This window comes from Yoonia sediminilitoris (assembly GCF_003058085.1).
Taxonomy (GTDB): Bacteria; Pseudomonadota; Alphaproteobacteria; order Rhodobacterales; family Rhodobacteraceae; genus Yoonia; species Yoonia sediminilitoris.
In genome coordinates this window covers 14,254-29,825 of the sequence record NZ_QBUD01000004.1, presented here as the reverse complement: position 1 = coordinate 29,825, position 15,572 = coordinate 14,254, and the positions used below count along the sequence as shown (strand labels likewise).

At 58.0% G+C, this 15,572-nt stretch carries 19 protein-coding genes; 2 read left to right on the top strand and 17 right to left on the bottom strand.

Annotated features, from left to right (window positions below; all coding sequences use genetic code 11):
• The first annotated feature begins 15 nt into the window (after positions 1–15).
• The gene (locus tag C8N45_RS09970) at positions 16–411 is read left to right on the top strand and encodes a VOC family protein (RefSeq protein WP_108386109.1); all 396 of its coding nucleotides are present in this window, start codon (positions 16–18) and stop codon (positions 409–411) included.
• Here the strand turns inward: C8N45_RS09970 and C8N45_RS09965 are convergent.
• A complete protein-coding gene (locus C8N45_RS09965) occupies positions 408–938 on the bottom strand; it encodes an NADPH-dependent FMN reductase (RefSeq protein WP_108386108.1) in 531 nt (176 codons plus the stop codon). The genes C8N45_RS09970 and C8N45_RS09965 overlap by 4 nt on opposite strands.
• Positions 939–1,038: 100 nt before the next feature.
• Between C8N45_RS09965 and C8N45_RS09960 the strand changes: the two genes are divergently transcribed.
• Positions 1,039–2,703: a thiamine pyrophosphate-binding protein gene (locus tag C8N45_RS09960; RefSeq protein WP_108386107.1), complete on the top strand. Its 1,665-nt coding sequence runs from the start codon at positions 1,039–1,041 to the stop codon at positions 2,701–2,703.
• Positions 2,704–2,810: 107 nt separating this feature from the next.
• Here the strand turns inward: C8N45_RS09960 and bluB are convergent, their stop codons facing one another.
• From bluB to C8N45_RS09880, 16 genes are all read right to left on the bottom strand, one after another.
• Positions 2,811–3,434, bottom strand: a complete 624-nt coding sequence (gene bluB, locus C8N45_RS09955; RefSeq protein ID WP_108386106.1) for a 5,6-dimethylbenzimidazole synthase — start codon at positions 3,432–3,434, stop codon at positions 2,811–2,813.
• Entirely contained in the window at positions 3,435–3,797 is a 363-nt protein-coding gene (locus tag C8N45_RS09950) for a Lin0512 family protein (protein WP_375342467.1), read from the bottom strand. It lies immediately after the preceding gene.
• Positions 3,794–4,138 (bottom strand): Lin0512 family protein, encoded by a 345-nt coding sequence (locus C8N45_RS09945; RefSeq protein WP_108386104.1) that lies wholly within the window; start codon positions 4,136–4,138, stop codon positions 3,794–3,796. Before C8N45_RS09945 ends, C8N45_RS09950 begins: the two co-directional genes overlap by 4 nt.
• Before the next feature lie 63 nt (positions 4,139–4,201).
• Positions 4,202–4,897 (bottom strand): YrbL family protein, encoded by a 696-nt coding sequence (locus C8N45_RS09940; protein WP_108386103.1) that lies wholly within the window; start codon positions 4,895–4,897, stop codon positions 4,202–4,204.
• Positions 4,898–4,994: 97 nt separating this feature from the next.
• Positions 4,995–5,132 (bottom strand): cbb3-type cytochrome oxidase assembly protein CcoS, encoded by a 138-nt coding sequence (gene ccoS, locus C8N45_RS09935; protein WP_108386102.1) that lies wholly within the window; start codon positions 5,130–5,132, stop codon positions 4,995–4,997.
• A complete protein-coding gene (locus C8N45_RS09930; RefSeq protein ID WP_108386101.1) occupies positions 5,133–7,247 on the bottom strand; it encodes a heavy metal translocating P-type ATPase in 2,115 nt (704 codons plus the stop codon). It lies immediately after the preceding gene.
• Positions 7,244–7,693: a FixH family protein gene (locus tag C8N45_RS09925; protein ID WP_108386100.1), complete on the bottom strand. Its 450-nt coding sequence runs from the start codon at positions 7,691–7,693 to the stop codon at positions 7,244–7,246. The genes C8N45_RS09930 and C8N45_RS09925 overlap by 4 nt, the downstream gene beginning before the upstream one ends.
• A complete protein-coding gene (gene ccoG / locus C8N45_RS09920) occupies positions 7,693–9,099 on the bottom strand; it encodes a cytochrome c oxidase accessory protein CcoG (RefSeq protein WP_108386099.1) in 1,407 nt (468 codons plus the stop codon). Before ccoG ends, C8N45_RS09925 begins: the two co-directional genes overlap by 1 nt.
• A gap of 151 nt (positions 9,100–9,250) precedes the next feature.
• Positions 9,251–10,114 carry a cytochrome-c oxidase, cbb3-type subunit III gene (ccoP, locus tag C8N45_RS09915; protein ID WP_108386098.1) on the bottom strand — a complete coding sequence of 288 codons (864 nt, stop codon included), beginning with the start codon at positions 10,112–10,114 and terminating at the stop codon, positions 9,251–9,253.
• Complete coding sequence (locus C8N45_RS09910) at positions 10,107–10,331, bottom strand: cbb3-type cytochrome c oxidase subunit 3 (RefSeq protein ID WP_108386097.1); 225 nt, start codon at positions 10,329–10,331, stop codon at positions 10,107–10,109. Before C8N45_RS09910 ends, ccoP begins: the two co-directional genes overlap by 8 nt.
• A gap of 11 nt (positions 10,332–10,342) precedes the next feature.
• On the bottom strand, positions 10,343–11,068 hold the full coding sequence (gene ccoO / locus C8N45_RS09905; protein WP_108386096.1) for a cytochrome-c oxidase, cbb3-type subunit II: 726 nt from the start codon (positions 11,066–11,068) through the stop codon (positions 10,343–10,345).
• A 12-nt stretch (positions 11,069–11,080) separates the two neighbouring features.
• The gene (gene ccoN / locus C8N45_RS09900; RefSeq protein ID WP_181868932.1) at positions 11,081–12,685 is read right to left on the bottom strand and encodes a cytochrome-c oxidase, cbb3-type subunit I; all 1,605 of its coding nucleotides are present in this window, start codon (positions 12,683–12,685) and stop codon (positions 11,081–11,083) included.
• Positions 12,686–12,788: 103 nt separating this feature from the next.
• Entirely contained in the window at positions 12,789–13,529 is a 741-nt protein-coding gene (gene fnrL / locus C8N45_RS09895; RefSeq protein ID WP_245882624.1) for a transcriptional regulator FnrL, read from the bottom strand.
• Between the two features lie 175 nt (positions 13,530–13,704).
• Positions 13,705–13,878 (bottom strand): DNA gyrase inhibitor YacG, encoded by a 174-nt coding sequence (locus C8N45_RS09890; RefSeq protein WP_108386094.1) that lies wholly within the window; start codon positions 13,876–13,878, stop codon positions 13,705–13,707.
• Positions 13,878–14,912, bottom strand: coding sequence for a ribonuclease E/G (locus C8N45_RS09885; RefSeq protein ID WP_108386093.1), 1,035 nt, complete (start codon positions 14,910–14,912; stop codon positions 13,878–13,880). The genes C8N45_RS09890 and C8N45_RS09885 overlap by 1 nt, the downstream gene beginning before the upstream one ends.
• Positions 14,909–15,514, bottom strand: a complete 606-nt coding sequence (locus tag C8N45_RS09880) for a Maf family protein (RefSeq protein ID WP_108386092.1) — start codon at positions 15,512–15,514, stop codon at positions 14,909–14,911. Before C8N45_RS09880 ends, C8N45_RS09885 begins: the two co-directional genes overlap by 4 nt.
• Positions 15,515–15,572 lie beyond the last annotated feature (58 nt).

Here is a 15,572-nt window from a genome sequence, read left to right as displayed (position 1 = left end):
ACAAAGGCTGTGCAAATGCCGCAATTGACGCGACTGGATCATCTTGTGCTGACGGTGTCGGACATTGAAACGACGGTTGCTTTCTACCGCGATGTACTTGGCATGACACTGGTGGCGTTTCGCCCCGGTGACGGGTCGGTGCGCTGGGCCATGACGTTTGGTGACCAGAAAATAAATTTGCATCCCGCAGCCAGTCCGTTTGAACCAAAGGCGGAATGCGCCCGCCCGGGCACGGCTGACCTATGCTTTTTGTCACCCGCACCGCTGGGCGAATGGCAAACGCATCTGGCGGCCTGTCACGTGGAAATAAAGGGTGGCCCTGTGCCCCGAACAGGTGCCACGGGGCCAATTCTTTCCATCTATATTCGTGACCCGGACGGCAATCTGATCGAAATATCCAACAGCGCCTAGGTCAGGGCGCGCAAGTCGCTCATCAGTTCGCCCAACAGGTCGACATACATCTCACCGGTCAACTTGCCGTTGTTGTCAAAGGCGCTGTAACTCGCCGCGACCAGCACCTCTGGCCCCTGTAATATGCGGGGGCGGAATGGCATCATGGCCAAACGGAGCGAAAACTGCGAGCGTTCACCGCCCGCGCGACCCGCAGCAGCGGACATGATGGCCAGCGGTTTGTCTTTCCACGGATTGCCCTCTGTGCGGCTGACCCAATCAAGCGCGTTCTTAAGCGCGCCGGAAATGGCTTTGTTATATTCCGGCGTGGCAATGATAACTGCGTCAGCCGCGGCAATCTGGTCCGACAGTGTCTGCACAGCCGCAGGGATTCCTGACGCTTCTTCGACGTCGCCGTTGAACAGCGGGAAATTGATGTCGCCTTCGATGAATTCATCGGCTGCGAAAATCTCTGCTGCGTTGCGCATCAGCATTGTGTTGGTCGAGGCTTTGCGCAGCGACCCGGAAATACCCAGTAACTTTGTCATTGAACTTCCTTTCTTGACTGGACTTATAGCTAACCCGTTTGACCAATTGCGTAACCCGACACGATAGCACATTGTCTGTGCAAATATCAAAGAGGTGGTGATGATCAGGCATGGCGGAAAAATTCTGAGCGATCAATTGGTCAAACTTGGGGTGCGTCGGGTATACTCGGTGCCCGGCGAAAGCTTTCTGGCGGCGTTGGACGGGCTTTATGACAGCGGCATCCAGAATGTTGTTTGCAGGCAAGAGGGCGGCGCAGCGATGATGGCCGAAGCCCATGGCAAGATGACGGGGACGCCTGGCGTGTGTTTTGTCACACGAGGGCCGGGGGCATGTAATGCGAGCGCGGGTGTCCATGTGGCGATGCAGGACAGCACGCCGATGGTCCTGTTCGTAGGCCAGATTGATAATCGCCAGACCGACCGGGAAACATTTCAGGAAGTGGACTATCGGGCAATGTTCGGTGGTCTGGCCAAATGGGTCGCCCAGGTCGATCATACGGATCGTTTGCCTGAATATATCGCCCGCGCCTTTCGGGTAGCCATGTCGGGCAGGCCCGGGCCTGTGGTGCTGGCGCTGCCGGAAAACATGCTTAGCGCCACAGCTGATGTGCCCGATTTTGCGTGCGGGACCACACTGGCCCCGGCCACCCTTCCCGCTGCGTTTTCAAAGGTATTCGGCCGCCTGATGGCTTCTGAGAAGCCCCTGTTGGTGGTGGGTGGGCCGCACTGGACCGATAAGGCGGCCCGCAGCTTGGCGCAGTTTGCAGAAATGACGGGCGTTCCCGTGGTCAGCAGCTTTCGCAGGCAGGATTACATTGACAACCGACAGGTTCATTTTGCGGGCGATTTGAATGTTGGCGTCAACCCAAAGCTGGCGCAACGGGTCCGTGAGGCGGACTGTCTTTTGCTGCTTGGAACGCGGTTTGGCGATATCGCGACCCAAGGCTATAGCCTTGTTGATCCCGCAAACCCAGGGAAAACCATTCTGCACATTCACGCGGACGCAAATGAAATCGGGCGGGTCTACGGGGCAGATGAAGCGGTCACTTGCGACGGTGCCAGCGCGATCCATATGATGTGTGATCTGGCCGGAGCGTCCGACGTGACCCCGCAGTGGGAACGCTGGCGGACGCAAGCGCGGGCTGATTACGAGGGGTGGATCATACCGCAGGAAAGTCCCGGAGCTTGCAAGCAGGAACAGGTCATTAAATGGCTGTCGGATAACCTGCCTGAGGATGCGATTGTCACAAATGGGGCGGGGAACTATGCGGCGTGGCTGCATCGCTATTTTGTCTATCAGCAGTATGGCACGCAGCTCGCTCCAACGTCGGGGTCGATGGGCTACGGCATTCCGGCGGCGATTTCGGCATCATTGGAACACCCTGACAGGCAGGTCGTCTGTCTGGCCGGTGACGGCTGTTTTCAGATGACCTGCAACGAACTGTCGACGGCTGCGCAGCACGGGGCGACGCCCATTATCGTCGTCATGAATAACGGCCGATACGGGACAATCCGGATGCATCAGGAAAAAACCTATCCCGCGCGGGTGTCGGGAACGGCATTGGCGAACCCCGATTTCGCAGCGCTGGCCCGCGCCTATGGCGGACATGGGGAAGTAGTTACGGAGACAGGGCAATTTGCCAAAGCTTTTGGGCGCGCGCAGGCGTCCGGCACATTTGCCATCATCGAATGCAAGATTGATGAGGAGGCATTGGCGACCGGTGCCACTTTGACAGCCGTGCGAGAGGCTGCATTGGCCAAATAATAATCTGGATGATCTGCTTTGACTTGTAGCGTTTCGCCTTAAGTTGACGCCTCAGGTCAAAGTCGAAACGCTTTAGCGCGCACCACATGTTTTTCCTGCCGTCCGTCCTAGACCTCTTGCCAGTGGCTTTCCGTATGGTCCTGCCAATGTTTGCGTTCAAGCAGCGGGGTATCGTCGCTTGATTGCGGATATCCAACGCACAGATAGGCAGTCAGAGACCAGGTCTCTGGCACATTTAGCGTCCGGGCTATGGCGGACGGGTCGAGGATAGATACCCAGCCGACCCCGATGTTCTGTGCCCGTGCGGCAAGCCAGAGCGTGTGGATGGCCGCAACGGTCGAATAATCGAGCATCTCGGGCATCGTCTGGCGCCCAAGCCCGTGACCTTCGGCAGGCTGATGGTCGGTAAAGATCGCCAGATGCACTGGCGCATCCCGCAAACCTGCAAGTTTCAGCTTGTCATACGCGGCACGTTTTTCCGTGTCGTAAATACGCGCAGCCTCTCTATTGGCGGCTTCGAAATTGTCTATGACCGCCTTACGCAAGGAATCTGTCGTAACCTGAAGCACCCGCCAAGGTCGCGCATTTCCAACTGAGGGTGCAAGGTCCATTGCAGCGCGCAGTTTCTCAAGCGCTGCCCGGGGCAACGGGTCAGGCTTGAAATGCCGCACGTCGCGGCGCCACCGCAGAATATCGTGAAGCACGTCTTGATGGGCGGTGCCGAATTCCACCTAACTCTGGGTCCAGCGCCCGGCTTGCGACGGCAAAAAAGCCTCGACTGCGGCGGTGGCGACAACGGCCGTGTCGCCGGTTTCGTGGTTAGGGATGTTCAGGCCGCCTTTGACCGCCTGCACGGTCGCGCGCCCGCGCGGCAGTCCGGCGGTCAGCGCCGCTGCATCCAGTTTGTCCGGCTCTTGCACACCCACTGTGACCTGAACCCGCATTTCCGTATGGTCAAGATTGATGCTTTGAAAGATGGGCAGGGTCGAATGCCTGATCGCGTCTTCGATGGCGCGGCGCGCTGCTTTTTGATAATCCATCCCGTGCAGGTCATTGCCCATGCCCATTTCGATGATGATGCGCTGTTCCATCAGACCTGCTCCATCTCGAATGATACGTTGATGGCAACGTTTGCAATGACGGTGGGTTTGCCATCAGGGCGGGGCACGTCCAGCCCGCCATGGACCACATTGATCCTTGGTTGGCCGTAGGGAAAGATATCCAGCAAGGTGGTCGTGTCGACCTGATCAGGTTGCTGCACGCCGATTTCGACATCAATCAGCATCGCCTCTTTGGAGAAGCCGAACAGCTCTGCCATATTGATTGAATTGTGCCAAAGCGCATCCTGCAAGCCGCGTCTGGCTGCTTGGGTGTAGTCTTGGCGGCGCAGGCTGGTACCCATGCCAAATTCGGTGAGAACGCGGTGTTTTGGCATTTTGGGGCCCTTTCAAAAAATATGCTGACACATTTCGGTGGGTTTGTGCGCAACGCTGGTCAGTCAGTCCGTTCTAGCCGGAGTTTTGGACGTGCGCGAGAACAGCTTTGTGTGTTTGTCCCATGCCAAACCAGTCTTGGCTGAAATGCGCTTGCAGCCATCGTCCAGTCCGATCCGGTTGGACCATTTCGCCATGGACCTGACCGGCAATGCATGTATGTCGCCGAAACCATCCACCATCACGCATTCCTTCGGGCCCAAGCCGGTGCCATTGTCGCGTTGCCCGAAAACGAAATTCTTTGGATTGAAGTCACTTGCACGGATATGATGATTGTAAATCCGCTGGATCATATCGTTCAGTAATTCCAGATCCGCGTCCGACAGGCTGTCGGAACGGACCTTGTCCAGCAGGGTGTCACCAAGTGCGCCGTCCGGCTTCATTACACGTTCTGTAAGGCAACCCAGCCCAATGGTCGTTTGTATAAAGCCATACATATGCGCGATCGGAAGGTGAAAACTAGGGGCGGGATTGCTGAGCATGATACGCAGATATTCGGTATATTCCTTGCTCACCAGCCGTAACCGAGTGCTTGGTACCAGCTTTTCGAGTATGCCACCAAAGTTGCGCCGCATCGGCATTGTGTCAGTGGCTTTGAGAATCTTGATGAGCCTCGTTTTGTCTTTCGGATGATAGTAGATGACGCGCTGTACGCCGCTTGCCACAAAATCATCGGGATCAAGAAAGAGGGGATTCGACATAGAGCCATCGTATAGGCAGTGATGACCTATAGTTCAAACGCATCAGATATTCGGCATTTCAAATCAAACCCGATCCGCCAGCCACCTGGCAATCTAGTCAGTCGTCCAGAAGAATCCGCGCGGCGTTCCCTTGATCATCGTCATATTGATCGGTGCGGACGGTCCAAAGGAATGCCGCAAGCCCCAGTCCACCAAGGATCAGGGAAATCGGGATTAGCACGACAAGCACATTCATCTAAAGGTACCTCATCCGTTGCGAATTCAACAAAACCGTAATCGAGGATATTGACATTGCCAAGGCCGCCGCAAGCGGCGTAGCGAAACCTGCCAGCGCAATTGGCACCGCGATGCAGTTATAAAGCGTCGCGATGGCGAAGTTCTGTTTCGATAGCCGCTGGGTTGCTTTCGCAACCCGCAAAATCAGCGGCAGGTCCGCAAAGCTGTCGGTCAGCACGATCACATCTGCGGCTGTACGCGCGGCATCAAGCGCCTTGCCCGGTGCAATGGATGCATGGGCGCTGGCCAGTGCTGCGGTGTCATTCAGCCCGTCGCCGATCATCAGCACGTGATGCCCGCGATCTGCGAGATCCTTGAGGTGGCGCAGCTTATCATCGGGGCGCGCATTGGCGGTGACGGGAAGCCCCAGTGCCTTGGCAAGGCGCTGGGCTGGTGTATCGTTGTCGCCGGTAAGGATTTCGGCGGGCAGGTTCAGGGCTTGCAGGGCTTCGGCCACGCCGGGGCGCACCGCTTCGGGAGCTTCGATTGGTTTGGCGGGGGTATTATCCATGCGCAAACCCAGCCCGTCAAAATCGGCCCCCAGCCATGCACCGCGCCCCAGTTTGACCGTGCTCCCGCGCCAGTTGGCGCAGACACCCTGACCTGCAATTTCCTGCACTTCGGTCAGTGCTGCGGGAGTCACATCGCGCAGCGCCACCGCAAAAGCGCGCGACAGCGGGTGATGCGATGCCTGGGCCAGTGCAAGGCCAACGGCCTTTTCGTCTGCGGTGAATGCGTCGGGCGCGATGACCGTCGGTTGGGTCAACGTCCCTGTTTTGTCGAAAACGATTTGGTCAGTTTCTGCCAGCCGTTCCAATGCGGTCGCATGCTTGACCAGAAATCCTGCCGAAAATAGCCTGCTGACAGCGGCTGTTGTCACCGCTGGTACGGCCAGCCCCAGTGCGCAGGGGCAGGTGATGATCAGCACCGCAATTGCGATATTCAGGGCATGGCGGATATCGCCTGTTGCCGCAACCCAGACGAGAAACGCGGCAAACGCCAGCAAATGCACCGCAGGCGCGTAGACCTGTGCCGCGCGATCGGCAAGGGCGGTATAGCTGTTGCGCCCGTTCTCGGCGGTTTCCACCATTGCGGCCATGCGGCGCAATGTTGTGTCTTGGCCGACTGCTGTGGCGCGCACCTGAATGGGACCTGCAAGATTGATTTCGCCCGCCTGCAAATCGGCGCCCGCCTCTGCCGCTATTGCCGCACTTTCGCCGGTCAGGAAAGACCGGTCCAGCAGCGCGCTTTGCGTCATAAGCACGCCGTCAACGGGTACCCGCGCGCCCGATGGCACGGACAGAATATCGCCAAGGGCGATATCTGAAACAGCGACGGTTTCGGTGCCGTCAGCCAAGACACGTTCGGCTGTGTGCACTTCAAGTGCCGCTAGTTCCTTGGCGGCAGACCGCGCGGCGCTGCGCGTCTGGTGATCCATGTAGCGACCGATGAGAAGAAAGAAGGTCAGCGAAATGGCTGCATCGAAATAAGCGTGTTCGCCACCATTGAGCGTTTCAAACAGCGACATGCCGGTGGCCAGCAGGATTGCCAGCGAAATCGGCACATCCATATTGAGCCGTCGGACCCGCAAGGCCGCCCATGCATTGGCAAAAAACGGCTGGCCCGAATAGGCGACCACGGGCAAGGCGATACAGGCCGAAATCAGGTGAAACAAGTCGCGGGTCGCATCTGTGGCCCCGGACCAGACCGCCACGGACAACAGCATCACATTCATCATCGCAAAACCCGCAACAGCCATGCGGATCAGCAAGGCCCGGCCCACGTTGTCGCGGGCCTTGTTCAGGGTCTCAAGGTCAAGCGGGTAGGCTTCAAAGCCAAGGTCGGACAGGGTCTGTTGCACGCGGTCGGGGTTTACCGGGCCTGTCACTGACAGACGTTTCAACGACAGATTGACCCGCACGTCCTGCACGCCAGTGATCTGTCGCAAGCCGCGTTCGATCTTGCCGATACAGGCCGCGCAATGAATCGTTGGCAGCGAAAACTGAAGCGCAGGTCCAGACGCGACCTCTTGTGCCAGTGGGGCAGCGGCGCAGGCAGGGCAGGCGGATGTCATCTTGCCACCCTGACGATGATGCGTTGCTGAAACAGGGTGCCGTCTTCTGCGCGGGCTTTCAGGCGCAGGTTCCAGTTGCCCCCGTTGGCCACTACAGGCGCGCGCAGCAGATTGCCGTCAAACACAAAGTCGGGGGTTTGATCCTGCGCGACGGACGTGGCGCGCCCGAAGGTGGCGCTTTCAATTTCCGGGGCAATAGGTTTTCCGTCTTGCAGGATTTCAAGGCGTAACTCCCCCCCGGCCAGATCAGCCGAAACCTGCCAGTTCAGTGCCATTTGCGCCGCGCGGTCGGCGTCAAACGACTGGCTGGCCACGTAGCTATTCTTGACCTCAAGCCCGGGAAAGGTGCGCACGGCATTGAACGCCAGCGTCAGGTTGACGGCGATGATTATGCCGAATGCGAATGCAAATCCCGAAAAGACATGCCATCCCTTGATCTCTGTCATCACTGTACCCTTCCGTTGAATGTTGTTGCTTGGCTGGCGCGTTCGCCGCTGCCGATATCTTCGACCCAAAACCGCAAGTCAGTACGGTCCCTACTTGCCGCCGGGTCTTGAGGGCGGGCTGTCACATAGACACGCTGCAAGATCGTCTGGTTGGCAGGTACGGGAAAGCGCAGTTGCCCGTCGCGACCCTCCAGCTCAATCCGCAGGATTTCATCACTTGTGAGGCTGAGATGGAATTCGCGGTCTTCGCCCAGTTTGTTGCGCAGGCGCACGTCATAGATATTGCGGATGGCCCCGTCCGATTGGACAACAAAGGTCGGGTTGCGCACAGGGCTGACAGTTAATTCAATATCCGACCGGATGAACAGGGCATAAAGCAGTCCCGCACCAATCGCAGCCCAAAGGGCCGTGTAGATCAAGGTGCGCAGGCGCAGGACATGTTGCCAGATCGGGCGCGGTTTTGCTCCGGCGCGCTCGGCAGGTTCGTCCGACAGGGCCAGATAGTCGATCAGGCCGCGCGGTTTGCCGATCCGCTCCATAACGTCATCGCAGGCGTCAATGCACAACGCACAGGTGATGCATTCGAGCTGTTGACCGTCGCGGATATCAATCCCCATTGGGCAGACGTTGACGCAGGCCATGCAATCGATGCAGTCGCCAGCACCTTCGACCCGCTGTTTGCCGCGTGGTTCGCCCCGCCATTCGCGATAGGCGACGGTGAGTGTATCAGGGTCCATCATGGCGGCCTGAATCCGTGGCCATGGGCACATATAGATACAGACCTGTTCACGCATGAAGCCGCCAAACACAAAGGTTGTCAGCGTCAGAACGGCAATTGTGATGTAGGCCACCGGATGCGCCGAGAAATTCAGCAGGTCGCGGAAAAGGGTTGGCGCGTCGGTGAAGTAAAACACCCATGCTCCGCCGGTGGCGACCCCGATCAGCAGCCAAACCAGCCATTTTGTGAGCCGGAGCCGCCATTTATGAAAGTCCCATTTGGCGCGGTGCAGGCGGACACGTGCGTTACGGTCGCCTTCGATCCAGCGTTCGACAAGGATGTAAAGATCGGTCCAGACCGTTTGGGGGCAGGTGTAGCCGCACCAGACACGACCAAGCGCCGACGTGAACAAAAACAGACCGAGGCCCGCCATGATCAGCAGGCCTGCCACGAAATAGAATTCGTGCGGCCAAATCTCGATCCAGAAGAAATAAAAACGACGGTTTGCCATGTCGATCAGAACGGCCTGATCTGGCAGGTTGGGGCCGCGGTCCCATCTGATCCAGGGGGTCAGATAGTAAATGCCCAGCGTGACGATCATGATCCACCATTTGAAACGGCGGAAGGTTCCGGACACGCGGCGCGGAAAAATGGGCTCTCTGGCCGCATAGAGCTTGGGGGTGTTCATATGTAAAAATCCTGTTCGCAAGCCTGTGATAGCGGATGCCAGCAAAGGCGACCTTGATCTGGGTCAAAAGATGGGCCCCGAAGCGGCGGAGTTTTGCGAACAGGGCCGCTTCGGGGGGGTGGCCGCGCCTCAGGGGGCGGTCACGTCTGTCTTATTCACCTCCTCCAAGACTGTGAACATAGACAGAAACTGCACGAACATCTTCGTCGCTCAGGCGTTGGCCCCACGCGGGCATGACACCGTAGCGCGCATTGCGGACGGTATATTCCAGCGCTGCACGGTCGCCGCCGTAAAGCCAGATCGCATCGCCCAGGTTGGGCGCGCCAAGGTCGCGGTTGCCTTCAGCATTGTCGCCATGACAGGCCGCGCAATTGTCCAAGAAAAGCTCGGACCCGGCAGCGGCCAAAGTTGCATCGGCCTCGGAACGAGACAGGCTGTAGACATATTCGACGACAGCGTCGATTTCATCGTCCTCAAACACCTCATCATATGCGGGCATTTCCGAATAGCGCGCATCAAGATCGGTTTCATTGCGAATGCCATGCCGGATTGTCAGCGCGATATTTTCGATGTCACCGCCCCAAAGCCAGTCATTGTCCAAAAGGTTGGAATAGCCGGTGGCACCCGCTGCACCAGACCCATGGCACTGGCTGCATTGCGCCTTGAAGACGGCACCACCGCGTGACACGGCGTAGCGATGCAAGTCGTCACCGGGGGCCAGTGTCGCCAGATCGGCCTCGTTCAATTGTGCCACAAGCTGCGCGTTTTCAGCTTCGTGTTCGGCGATTTGGGCCGCAACTTCACCGCGTGTCGAATAGCCCAACACACCGGACGTTGCGCTGCTGATCATGGGCCATGCGGGATAGGCAATGACATAGCCAATCCCCCAGATGATCGTGGCGTAAAGGGTCCACAGCCACCAGCGCGGCAGCGGATTGTTCAGCTCTTCGATGCCGTCCCAGCTATGACCTGTAGTCTCAACGCCGGTGGTCTCGTCAACTTTTTTCTCAGACATTGAGTTCACCTTTCAATTTGGCGGCGCTGCAATCAGCACAGGTGCCCGTGCAGGATTTTCTGGGTTTTTCATCCCGAAAGGGGATCATGCTGGCGTCTTCACGGGCCTGCCGCTGGCTGGGCAGGAATGCCCAGATTGCGGCACCCAGAAAGAAGCCGAACATGCCCAGAAGAACCCAGCTATCGGCGATTTCACGCAAGAGGGAATAGGTATCCATCGTCTTTCTCCCTATCGGCTGGCGTCTGGGGTAAAGGTCGAAAAGTCGACCAGCGTGCCCAGCATTTGCAGATATGCGATCAGCGCGTCCATTTCTGTCAGCTCCGGTTGCCCGTCAAAGTTCGACACCACCGCACCGGGGTAACGTTCAACCAGCGCATCCCAATCGCCAAACGGGTCGGCCTGCACGCGGAAGTCAGCCTGCGCTGAGGCAATCTGTTCATCCGTGTAGGGCACACCGACAAAACGGTGGGTTTCCATCAGGTCCTGAACATAAGTCGCCTCGATCGGGGTATCGGCCAGAAATGCGTATTTCGGCATGATGCTTTCAGGGACAACAGACTGCGGGTCCATCAGGTGATCGACGTGCCATGCATCCGAATAGCGGCCACCGACGCGGGCCAGATCGGGACCGGTGCGTTTTGACCCCCATTGAAACGGGTGGTCATACTGGCTTTCGGCGGCAAGGCTGTAGTGGCCGTAACGCTCGACCTCATCGCGCATCGGGCGGATCATCTGGCTATGACAGACATAGCAGCCCTCGCGGATGTAGATATCGCGCCCCGTCAGCTCCAGCGGGGAGTAGGGGCGCACGCCCTCTACATCCTCGATGGTGTTTTCCAGCCAGAACAATGGTGCGATCTCGACGATCCCGCCCACGGTCACGACCAGCAATGAAAAGGTCAGCAGCAGGGTCGGGCTGCGTTCCAGAATGGCGTGTTTATCAAGAAATGCCATGAGTCCTGCTCCTTATTCGGCTGGGGTTGCGTAGGGGGTGGTGACGGTCGCGGGTTTGGCCCCGCGGATCGTCATCCACATGTTCCAGCACATCAGCAGGGCACCCGACAGGAACAGAACCCCGCCCAGACCGCGCACAACATACATCGGGAACTTGGCACTCACGGTGTCGGCGAAAGAGTTCACAAGGAAGCCCTGGTCGTTGACCTCGCGCCACATCAGACCTTCCATGATGCCCGTGACCCACATAGAGGCGGCGTAAAGAACGATGCCCAGTGTGGCCAACCAGAAGTGCCAGTTGATCGCGGACTCGGAATACATTTTGGTGCGCCCCCAAAGTTTGGGTGTCAGGTAATAGATACAGGCGAATGTGATCATGCCGTTCCAGCCCAGAGCGCCGGAATGCACGTGTCCGATGGTCCAGTCTGTGTAGTGTGACAGGCTGTTGACGGCGCGAATCGACATCATCGGTCCCTCAAAGGTGGACATGCCGTAAAAGCCAAGCGACAGAACGAACATCCGCATGATCGGATCGGTGCGCAGCTTGTCCCAAGCCCCTTGCAGGGTCATCAGGCCGTTGATCATCCCGCCCCAGCTGGGCATCCACAGAATGATCGAGAACACCATGCCAAGCGTGGCCGCCCAATCAGGCAGGGCGGTGTAGTGCAGGTGGTGCGGACCGGCCCAGATATACAGAAAGATCAGCGCCCAGAAGTGGATGATCGACAGCTTGTAGCTATAGACCGGGCGACCGGCCTGCTTGGGCACAAAATAGTACATCATGCCGAGAAAGCCCGCCGTCAGAAAGAACCCGACCGCGTTATGGCCGTACCACCACTGGGTCATCGCATCCTGCACGCCGGAAAAGACCTGTACCGATTTGCTGCCCCAGAAACTGACAGGGATCGACAGGTTGTTGACCACATGCAGCATGGCAACGGTGATGATAAAGCTCAGAAAGAACCAGTTGGCCACATAGATATGCTTTTCCTTACGCTTGACGATGGTGCCCATATAGACGGCCAGATAGGACAGCCAGACGATGGTGAGCCACAGGTCAACGTACCATTCAGGCTCCGCATATTCCTTGGATTGGGTTGCCCCCAACAGATAGCCGGTCGCGGCCAGCACGATGAACAGCTGATAGCCCCAAAAGACGAACCAGCCCAGATTGCCGCCCCAAAGGCGGACAGCGCTGGTACGCTGCACGACATAGAACGATGTGGCGATCAGGGCGTTGCCCCCGAATGCAAAAATCACCGCACTTGTATGCAGCGGGCGCAGCCGTCCGAAGTTGGTAAAGGGTTGCCCCCAGTCAAAGTTCAGTTGCGGAAACGCAAGTTGGAACGCAATGAAGGTGCCGACCAGAAATCCCGCGATGCCCCAAAAGGCTGTCGCAATGACGCCTGCCCGGATCACCCCGTCGAAATATTCATGTTCGTTTGATTGCAGCACCTTCGGCGTATCAGTGCCGCGCAGTACCCAGATAAACATGGAAAAGGCCACAACCATGATCAGAATCGCATGAATCTGATACGCAAGGTCGTGGGCCCAGTTCGCCGCAAGTGCTGCGACGAAAGTAATTACTCCCAGAAGGAGTAGTTTGATATAATTCATAACAATGCCCTCGAAATCGTAGAGCATCGTTAAGACGCTCCTGTTCGCAGGGCTTGTTTAGGGATGTATTTTGGCCGCCACCTTGATCTGAATCAACTCGTACCTAAAGGTGCCGCGGAATCAGATCGCATTCTGCGTCGTCGCCAGTCGCATCGTGCAACGCAACAACGTCAAAAACCTCGACTTGCCGGCGGTCAGTGAACCCGATAATTTTTTCTTTTTTCAAGGCATTCAGCTGTCTGCTGACGGTTTCAAGTGTCAGGCCAAGGTAATTGGCGATCTGGTCGCGCGTCATCGGCAAGCTGAGGGTCTTCAGGCGGCCATCGTGGTCTGGTCGCTGGGATCGGCGGACAAACATCTCGAGGAATGTTGCGATTTTCTCGCGGGCGGTCTTGCGCCCGAGCAAAAGCATCCAGTCGCGGGCCGCATCCAGTTCATCAAGTGCAAGTTCCATCATGCGCTGGGCGATATGCGGGGTGTCGCGGACCAACTCTTCAAAGGCCTTGCGTTCAAAACAGCACAGCGTGACGTCCGTTGTTGCAGTGACGTCAAAGGCAATCTGCGGGCGGCCCGGGCGACCAATAAAGTCTGATGGCAACAAAAGGCCAACCATCTGTGTCCGCCCGTCTTCCATGGTTTTGGTGAGCGATGCGACACCGTTGACCACCGATCCCACAAAACTGAGTTCGTCTTCGCGCCAGAGGATTGTTTCGCCCGCCTTGAAACTGCGATAGGATTTGATCTTTTCCAGACGCGACAGTTCATCTTCGTCACAACGCGCACAAACGGCGCGATGACGGATCGGGCATTCGCTGCATTTCACATCAGCATTCATGAAAGTCATAATGTGTTCTAACCTTGGAGAGAAAGACACTTCGACCGTATAGATATTTGTGGTGCGTGGGAAGGGGTTGCACGTCGCGTCAAATTGGCGCTTTCGCAGGCCTCCCAAGCACATAGACGCAATCCGGTCAGGGGCGTTTTGCAGAACATCCCTCAATCGTATCCTGAGTGGTGCGTCAGTGAATTGGCGGGTCGCTTTCGTCGCGGTCCGCGTCAGGCTCGACAGGTTCAGCTGACGGGATAGCATAGCTGCCACTGAACCATTTTGCCAAATCGATATCGGCGCAGCGCTTTGAACAGAACGGTCGGTAGTCTTGTTTCGTGTGGCGTTTGCAGATGGGGCAACTCATCATAGTTCCTCCAGCAAGGCGGTCGGAAAGGGCGGGCGTTCCCGTTTGCGCTGCATCTCGAACAGGCCCATCGGCGTCCAGCCCACCAGTGATGTCTCGATCGGGTCAGATTTGAAGGCTGCACGCAAAGACTGTTCGACCTGTTTGCGGTGGGCTTTGGACATGGACACGAAATCAACAGTGATCTGGCCCGCGAGGCCGCGCATGCGCAAGGCTCGCGGCAAGGCGCGGCAGGCGGCCAGATTTGCCTTGAGTGCGGCAGCAGGCGATGTGTCGTTTCCGGTGTTCACATCCACCGCGACCAGCGCGCGGGTGGGCTCCACATACATGCTGCCTTCGCCCAACGGGACATGGGCGGCGCCCAAACGGGCAATCTGGTCAGTCACACCATGGGTTTCAAAGCTGCCCGCATCCGTCACCACGGTGGCGGGGGCGGTCCATTCGCGCCACGCCACTGTGTGCGGGCCGTCGCCTTCGGTCAGGGCCTCCGGCGTCGTGCCCTCTGCATCAGACAAGACCGTGTCGGCCATCCCCAACATGGCGATGATATCGTCGGCAATGTCGGCTTCGTCCGCACCAATGCAGGACGAGCGCAGGATCAAACCATGCTGGCTATCGAATACTTCGTGGGCCACAGCCATCAGGTTGTCGCGGATCTCTTCGTCGGTGATCTGTCGCGAGATATTCAGCCCAGGCTTGCCCGGTGTTACAATGGCATAGCGACTTTTGAACAGGACCCTGTCGGTGACAGGGACGGCTTTGCCCTGTTCGGAATAGCCCGTGACCTGCACCAGCAGCGCCTGACCGGGGCGCAAGTTCTTGCCTTGGCGCAAAAATGCTGTCTCGCCCTCTGGCAGACGCATCATCATCCCACCTTGCCCTTTGATGGGGCGATCGCAGATGGCGCGATAGATCGCACCGGGGCGGGGGGCGTCGCTGTTGTCGATCAGCAGATCATCTAGTTTGCCGTCAACCAGCAGGGCAGCGGCCTCAAAACCCGCGATATGGTCCAGAACAATCATGCGACCCTTCATTGTGAAGCCCCCAATACCGGATAGCCAGCGGCAATGAGCAAACCCACAGTTTCAGGCAGGGGCAGCCCCATGACGGCGTGAAACGATCCGTTGATCCACGGGATAAAGGCGCTTGCCGGGCCCTGGATGGCATAGCCGCCTGCCTTGCCTTGCCAATCACCTGTTCCAACGTACCATTGCACATCTTGCTCTGACAGACGTTTGACGGCGACAGTGGTTTGCACGTCCTTCTGCCAGACCCGATCGCCGCGTTTGACGGCAATCGCAGTAATCACCTTGTGGCGACGGCCCGACAGGGCGCGCAGGAATGCGGCGGCCTCATCCCTGTCTTGCGGTTTGCCCAGTATCCGGCGCCCAAGGGCCACGGTGGTATCGGCGCACAAGGCGACCTCGTCACTGGCAATCGTTACAGCAGCGGCCTTTTCCCCCGCGATCCTGTTGACGTAATCGCGCGGGACTTCGGCTTTGCCCACGTCCTCATTTATGTCCGGCGGACGGACATCATCGGGCGCAAGCCCAATCTGCGCCAAAAGCTCCAACCGTCGTGGCGAGCCGGAACCAAGAATAAGCTTGAGTGTATGATCGGGCTGAAGCGTCGTCATGGCGTCCCGTGCAGCGCGCTAACGCAATGAGGTCAGCACGCGCGTCTCGCGGCGAAAC

Coding starts and splice junctions, on each gene's coding strand:
- C8N45_RS09970 (WP_108386109.1), top strand. CDS start 16: ATGCCGCAATTGACGCGACTGGATCATCTTGTGCTGACGGTGTCGGAC.
- C8N45_RS09965 (WP_108386108.1), bottom strand. CDS start 938: ATGACAAAGTTACTGGGTATTTCCGGGTCGCTGCGCAAAGCCTCGACC.
- C8N45_RS09960 (WP_108386107.1), top strand. CDS start 1,039: ATGATCAGGCATGGCGGAAAAATTCTGAGCGATCAATTGGTCAAACTT.
- C8N45_RS09945 (WP_108386104.1), bottom strand. CDS start 4,138: ATGCCAAAACACCGCGTTCTCACCGAATTTGGCATGGGTACCAGCCTG.
- C8N45_RS09940 (WP_108386103.1), bottom strand. CDS start 4,897: ATGTCGAATCCCCTCTTTCTTGATCCCGATGATTTTGTGGCAAGCGGC.
- ccoS (WP_108386102.1), bottom strand. CDS start 5,132: ATGAATGTGCTTGTCGTGCTAATCCCGATTTCCCTGATCCTTGGTGGA.
- C8N45_RS09930 (WP_108386101.1), bottom strand. CDS start 7,247: ATGACATCCGCCTGCCCTGCCTGCGCCGCTGCCCCACTGGCACAAGAG.
- C8N45_RS09925 (WP_108386100.1), bottom strand. CDS start 7,693: ATGACAGAGATCAAGGGATGGCATGTCTTTTCGGGATTTGCATTCGCA.
- ccoG (WP_108386099.1), bottom strand. CDS start 9,099: ATGAACACCCCCAAGCTCTATGCGGCCAGAGAGCCCATTTTTCCGCGC.
- ccoP (WP_108386098.1), bottom strand. CDS start 10,114: ATGTCTGAGAAAAAAGTTGACGAGACCACCGGCGTTGAGACTACAGGT.
- C8N45_RS09910 (WP_108386097.1), bottom strand. CDS start 10,331: ATGGATACCTATTCCCTCTTGCGTGAAATCGCCGATAGCTGGGTTCTT.
- ccoO (WP_108386096.1), bottom strand. CDS start 11,068: ATGGCATTTCTTGATAAACACGCCATTCTGGAACGCAGCCCGACCCTG.
- ccoN (WP_181868932.1), bottom strand. CDS start 12,685: ATGAATTATATCAAACTACTCCTTCTGGGAGTAATTACTTTCGTCGCA.
- fnrL (WP_245882624.1), bottom strand. CDS start 13,529: ATGACTTTCATGAATGCTGATGTGAAATGCAGCGAATGCCCGATCCGT.
- C8N45_RS09890 (WP_108386094.1), bottom strand. CDS start 13,878: ATGAGTTGCCCCATCTGCAAACGCCACACGAAACAAGACTACCGACCG.
- C8N45_RS09885 (WP_108386093.1), bottom strand. CDS start 14,912: ATGAAGGGTCGCATGATTGTTCTGGACCATATCGCGGGTTTTGAGGCC.
- C8N45_RS09880 (WP_108386092.1), bottom strand. CDS start 15,514: ATGACGACGCTTCAGCCCGATCATACACTCAAGCTTATTCTTGGTTCC.